This is a genomic window from Streptomyces recifensis (assembly GCF_002154615.1).
GTDB classification, from domain to species: domain Bacteria; phylum Actinomycetota; class Actinomycetes; order Streptomycetales; family Streptomycetaceae; genus Streptomyces; species Streptomyces griseoluteus.
Genome location: NZ_MUNH01000565.1, coordinates 1 through 5,241 on the forward strand (window position 1 = coordinate 1; position 5,241 = coordinate 5,241).

The 5,241-nt window shown below is 74.0% G+C and carries 8 protein-coding genes; 5 read left to right on the forward strand and 3 right to left on the reverse strand.

Annotated features, from left to right (window positions below):
* The coding region (locus tag CCN33_RS26010; protein WP_107483995.1) for a DUF5925 domain-containing protein at positions 1–757 on the forward strand (757 nt) is incomplete at its 5' end.
* Positions 758–846: 89 nt separating this feature from the next.
* Positions 847–1,617 (forward strand): DUF72 domain-containing protein, encoded by a 771-nt coding sequence (locus tag CCN33_RS26015; protein WP_086695903.1) that lies wholly within the window; start codon positions 847–849, stop codon positions 1,615–1,617.
* 7 nt (positions 1,618–1,624) lie between these two features.
* On the opposite strand, the gene CCN33_RS26020 is transcribed toward CCN33_RS26015, so the two are convergent.
* Complete coding sequence (locus CCN33_RS26020) at positions 1,625–1,990, reverse strand: GntR family transcriptional regulator (RefSeq protein ID WP_167387949.1); 366 nt, start codon at positions 1,988–1,990, stop codon at positions 1,625–1,627.
* Between the two features lie 70 nt (positions 1,991–2,060).
* On the opposite strand from CCN33_RS26020, the gene CCN33_RS26025 reads away from it, so the two are divergent.
* Entirely contained in the window at positions 2,061–2,990 is a 930-nt protein-coding gene (locus tag CCN33_RS26025) for a GNAT family N-acetyltransferase (RefSeq protein WP_167387950.1), read from the forward strand.
* Positions 2,971–3,468, forward strand: a complete 498-nt coding sequence (locus CCN33_RS26030) for a ribonuclease FAU-1 family protein (protein WP_086695905.1) — start codon at positions 2,971–2,973, stop codon at positions 3,466–3,468. The genes CCN33_RS26025 and CCN33_RS26030 overlap by 20 nt, the downstream gene beginning before the upstream one ends.
* 4 nt (positions 3,469–3,472) lie before the next feature.
* Here CCN33_RS26030 and CCN33_RS26035 read toward each other — a convergent pair whose 3' ends face one another.
* Both CCN33_RS26035 and CCN33_RS26040 read right to left on the reverse strand, forming a co-directional pair.
* Positions 3,473–4,087 (reverse strand): class I SAM-dependent methyltransferase, encoded by a 615-nt coding sequence (locus tag CCN33_RS26035; RefSeq protein ID WP_086695906.1) that lies wholly within the window; start codon positions 4,085–4,087, stop codon positions 3,473–3,475.
* 29 nt (positions 4,088–4,116) lie between these two features.
* Positions 4,117–4,587 (reverse strand): GNAT family N-acetyltransferase, encoded by a 471-nt coding sequence (locus CCN33_RS26040; protein ID WP_086695908.1) that lies wholly within the window; start codon positions 4,585–4,587, stop codon positions 4,117–4,119.
* Positions 4,588–4,805: 218 nt separating this feature from the next.
* Here CCN33_RS26040 and CCN33_RS26045 point away from each other — a divergent pair.
* Positions 4,806–5,241: lytic polysaccharide monooxygenase (locus tag CCN33_RS26045; RefSeq protein ID WP_140394678.1), on the forward strand; the 436-nt coding region annotated here is incomplete at its 3' end.

Here is a 5,241-nt window from a genome sequence, read left to right on the forward strand (position 1 = left end):
GCCCGCCCCGCAGCCGGACAACGTGACGATGGGCTTCTGGTACGTCTCGCCCCGGCGCGGCCCGCACCGCACCACCCGGCAGATCTCGGCCGGCACGTGGGAGGAGGTGCGGTCCAACTACACCGCGCCGGTGGCCCTGGCGATGGACCGGCTGATGAAGACGACACCGGAGGACATCGCGGGCCGGCTCCTGCTGCTGCACGGCCCGCCGGGCACCGGCAAGACCTCCGCGCTGCGCACGCTGGCCCGGTCCTGGCGGGAGTGGTGCCAGGTGGACTGCGTCCTGGACCCGGAGCGGCTCTTCTCCGACGTGGGCTATCTGATGGACATCGCCATCGGCGAGGAGGACGGCACCGGCAAGGGCCGCTGGCGGCTGCTCCTGCTGGAGGACTGCGACGAACTGATCCGGGGCGAGGCCCGGCACACCGCGGGCCAGGCGCTGTCCCGGCTGCTGAACCTGACCGACGGACTGCTGGGCCAGGGCCGCAATGTCCTGGTGGGGGTCACGACCAACGAGGACCTGGAGCGGCTGCACCCGGCCGTGGTCCGGCCCGGCCGCTGTCTGGCCCGGATCGAGGTGGGGCCGCTGACCCGCCCGGAGGCGGTGAGCTGGCTCGGCGACCAGGCCCCGGAGCTGCAGAACGAGCTGGGCCGGGACGGCTCGACGCTGGCCGAGCTGTACGCGCTGCGCCGGGGCACGGCACCGACCTCGGTGCCGGGGGCGCGGGACGGGGCGGACGCGGGGCTGTACCTGTAACCGCGCGGGCCCGCACCCCGGGGTGGGCCGTTGCGGTGGGCGCGGTCCGTCCGCCCGCCCGGCCCGCGCGCGGATGTTTTGATGGACCCATGACCCTGTTCGTCGGTACGTCGGGGTGGCAGTACAAGAGCTGGCGGGGCGTGCTGTACCCGGCGGGCGTGCCGGTGCGCCGGTGGCTGGAGGAGTACGCGGAGCACTTCGCCACGGTGGAGCTGAACAACGCCTTCTACCGGCTGCCGTCCCGCGAGAACTTCGAGGCGTGGCGGGACCGGCTGCCCGAGGGATTCGTGGTGGCGGTGAAGGCGAGCCGCTATCTGACCCACATCAAGCGGCTGCGGGACCCCGAGGAGCCGGTGCACCGGCTGATGAGCCACGCCGAGGGGCTGGGCGCGGACCTGGGCCCGGTGCTGCTCCAGCTCCCGCCGACCCTGCGCGCGGACCCCCCGCTGCTGGACGCCTGCCTGGCCTGCTTCCCGGCCGGGACCCGGGTGGCGGTCGAGCCACGGCACGACTCCTGGTGGACCCCGCAGACCCGTGAGGTGCTCGAGGCGCGGAAGGCCGCCCTGTGCTGGGCGGACCAGCTGGGCCGCCCGGCCGGCCCGCTGTGGCGCACCGCCGACTGGGGCTACGTCCGCTTCCACCGCGGGCGCGCCAAGCCCTGGCCCCGCTACGGCACCCAGGCGCTCCAGTCCTGGGTCGACCGCATCGCCACCACCTGGCCGGAGGGCGGGGACGTCTTCGCCTACTTCAACAACGACCCGAGAGGCGCGGCGGTCAAGGACGCGGCCGAATTCGGCGGCCTGGCCCGCCGCGCGGGGCTGGAGGTCACGCGGACACCGGAGCCCTGGGCGCGGCGGTGAGCGCCGGTCAGTCGGTGCCGTAGGCGGCGCGGAGGGCGTCGTGGACGGTGGCCAGGGCGGTGTCGTGGTCCAGGCCGAGGCGGCGGGCGCGTTCCGCGTACGCCTGTGCGGCGGTGCTGGCCTCGCGGGTGGCGGCGGGGGCGGCGATGTAGGTGCCGTTGCGGCCGCGGGTCTCGATCACGCCGTCCGCCTCCAGCGCGCGGTACGCCTTGGCGACGGTGTTCACGGCGAGGCCGAGGGACTCGGCCAGGCCGCGCACGGTGGGCAGCCGGTACCCGGCCGGGAGCGCGCCCGCCCGCGCCTGCTCGGAGATCTGCGCCCGGACCTGCTCGTACGGCGGCGCGCTGTCATCGATGTGGATCTTCAGGCTCACAGGGCGATTCTCCCGCACCGGGCGAAAAATGAGAGGCACTCCGGCGGCCCCGCCCGTACGGTGCCTGCTCATGACCGTACTCGTGCGCGACCTGCGCCCCGACGTGCCGGCCGACACCGAGGGCTTCGCCCGGGTCCGACGGCTGGCGCTGCCCTACATCCTGTTCAGCCCGGAGTCGGTACGCCATGTCCTCACCCGGAGCCATCCGGACGCGAGGTTCCGCTCGCTGGTCGCGGAGGAGGACGGCGAGGTGATCGGCACCGCGCAGGTGGCGCTCGCGCACGAGAGCACGGAGCCGGGACAGGCGTACGTCAACGTCCACGTCCACCCGGAGCGCACCGGCCGGGGCGCGGGGCATCTGCTGGTCGCCACCGCCGAGGAGTACCTCGCGTCGCTGGGCGCCACCCGGCTGTACTCCTGGGTGCTGGACGAGCCCGCCAGCGTGCGCTTCGCCGAGCGGCACGGCTACCGGGCCGGCCGCCCGGCCCGCTTCCTCCGCCTCGACCTGGCGCACGGCACCCTCCCGCCGCTCCCGGAGTCCCCGGCCGGGGTGGAGATGCGCACCGCCGCCGACTTCGCGGCCGATCCCCGCCCGCTGTTCGAGTTGGACGCCGAGACCGTCGCGGACGAGCCCGGCGAGGTCACGATCGCCTACGCCGACTACGAGGCGTGGCTGGCGGAGACCTGGGAGCATCCGCTGCTGGACCTCGACCTGACGGTGGTGGCGGTGGCCGACGGGCGCCCGGTCGCCTTCAGCGCGGCCTACTCCGACGGCACCACCCGCTACTTCACCGCGATGACCGGCACCTCCCGCGCCCACCGGGGCCGGGGCCTGGCCAAACTCGTCAAGCTGCACTCGCTGCACCGGGCCCGCGCGGCCGGCCACACCGAGGCGTTCACCGGGAACGACGCGGGCAACGGCCCGATGATCGCCGTCAACAAGTGGCTCGGCTACGAGTTCTGCGCCACGGAGGTGCGGTATGTCCGCGAACTCGGCTGACTGGGCGGATGAGTTGGAGGTTGTCCTCGTCAAGGCGGGGCGTACGAAGATCCGTTACCCGGCGGCGCTGCTCGCGGACGACGGCATCCGTGTGTCGGTGCGCGCCCCCTGGGCGGGTGAGGGTGTGCGGGACTTCGGGTTCGTGCGCTTCGAGCTGGGCGACGTGTTCACCGAGCACTACTGGCGGGACCGCTGGTACTCGGTCAAGGAGGTGCGTGCGCAGGACGGCACGCTGAAGGGCTGGTACTGCGACATCACCCGGCCCGCCGTCCGGTCCGGCGCCGAACTCGTGGTGGAGGACCTCGACCTGGACCTCTGGGTCTCCGGTGACGGCAAGGACGTGCTCCGGCTGGACGAGGACGAGTTCGCCGCGAGCGGGCTGGCCGAGCGGGACCCGGAGGCGGCGGCCGCCGCCCGGTCGGCGCTGGACGAGCTGGAGGTGCTGGCCCGCGCGGAGGGTCTCACGGGCCTGGCCTGAGCCTTCAGATCTCGGCCAGCACCGCGTACCGCTCGTCGGTGACGGTCTTGCCCCACAGCAGCGGGTCGCCGGACAGCGGCTCCACCCGTATCCGCCCGGCGAGGGGGGCCAGCAGGGCGGTGACCTCGTCGGCGGGCGTCCCTACCGGGGAGAGGCTTCCCCAGACGCCCTCGACCAGCACGAACCGGCCGCCGGGGCGCAGCAGGGTGCGCCAGTGGCGCAGCACCTCGGCGGGGCGGGGCAGCGTCCACAGCACATGCCGGACGAGGATCACGTCGTAGCCCTCTTCCGCCACCGGGGGTAGGGCCGCGTCCCCGCGCAGGACCCGCGCGTCCTGCCCGGCGAGCTTGGCGCGGGCCCGCTCGACCATCGCCGGGGAGGCGTCGACGCCGGTCACCCGGTGCCCCTGTTCGGCGGCGAGCAGCGCGAGGCTTCCGGTGCCGCAGCCCAGGTCGAGCACGTCCGAGGGCTGTCCGGGCAGCCACCCGCGAAGCCTTTCGGCCCACGCGGCCCGTGTCTCCGGGGCGCGCAGGCCGTGATCCGGTTCGTCGTCGAAGACGGCGGCCTGGGCGTCCCAGTCCACGTCCGCCCCGGCGGTCCGCTCGCTCGCGTCGCTCATACGGCAAGCGTGCCATCCACCACTGACAATCAGGTTCCGTCGCGGTCCAGGGACTTGCGGTAGTGGAGCCGGTCGTAGGGGCCGTCGACACGGCGTTCCACCAACTCGTAGCCGTACCGGGGGTAGATCTTCTGGTTCTCCCACATCAGGGCGTTGGTGTAGAGCCGGATCTCGGGGAGCCCCAGCGCACGGGCGTGGGCCTCCACGAAACGCAGCAACCGGCCGCCGACGCCCCGGCCATGGGCGTCGGGGTGGACGGCGATGCTGTCGAGGAAGAGGTGGCCGGGGTGAGCGCGGACGACCACGAGTCCGGTGACGGGCTCTCCTGTGACGAAGACACACCCCGCTTCGACATCGGCCATGTGGTCCGCCTCCATGGGCTGGGGCACCACACCGATGCGCGCGATGTAGGGGCGGTAGGCCGCGTCGGTGACCGCGCGCACGGCGGGCACGTCGGCGGCCGTGGCGGCACGGACCGGGGCTTCGGGGTGATCGTTCATGCCGGGCACGGTAGCGACCTGAGCCCAGTCTGAGCACGGCCTTAAGCGGACCATAAAGATCGCCTCAAGCGGGCCGGAGGGGGTCGGTCCGCCGCCGTGCGGGGCTAGTTTCTGACCGTCCCCCCACGGGACTCGCCCCCTGCCGGCAGCCGGCCGGCCCACCGTTCCGAGGAGTTCCGATGCCCTTCGCCACGCCCTCGACCCCGCGCGGGCGGCGCATGCCCCGGCTGCGGGCCGCCGCCACCGCGGCCGTGCTCGGCCTGGCGCCGCTGACCCTGACCGTGCTGGCCACCGCGCCCGCGTCCGCGCACGGTTCGATGGGCGACCCGGTCAGCCGGGTCGCCCAGTGCTTCGCGGAGGGCCCGGAGTCCCCCAAGTCGGCGGCCTGCCGGGCGGCCGTGGCGGCGGGCGGCACCCAGGCGCTGTACGACTGGAACGGCATCCGGATCGGCGACGCGGGCGGCCGCCACCAGGATCTGATCCCCGACGGCAAGCTGTGCAGCGCGGGGAACGACGAGTTCAAGGGCCTCGACCTGGCCCGCGCCGACTGGCCGGCGACCGGCGTGCACAGCGGCGCCTATACCTTCAGGTACCGGGTGACCGCCCCGCACAAGGGCACCTTCGAGGTCTACGCGACCAAGCCCGGCTACGACC

Excerpts from the sequence above, each read along its gene's own strand:
- CCN33_RS26040 (WP_086695908.1), bottom strand. The coding sequence starts at position 4,587 with ATGAACGATCACCCCGAAGCCCCGGTCCGTGCCGCCACGGCCGCCGAC.
- CCN33_RS26015 (WP_086695903.1), top strand. The coding sequence starts at position 847 with ATGACCCTGTTCGTCGGTACGTCGGGGTGGCAGTACAAGAGCTGGCGG.
- CCN33_RS26035 (WP_086695906.1), bottom strand. The coding sequence starts at position 4,087 with ATGAGCGACGCGAGCGAGCGGACCGCCGGGGCGGACGTGGACTGGGAC.
- CCN33_RS26030 (WP_086695905.1), top strand. The coding sequence starts at position 2,971 with ATGTCCGCGAACTCGGCTGACTGGGCGGATGAGTTGGAGGTTGTCCTC.
- CCN33_RS26025 (WP_167387950.1), top strand. The coding sequence starts at position 2,061 with ATGACCGTACTCGTGCGCGACCTGCGCCCCGACGTGCCGGCCGACACC.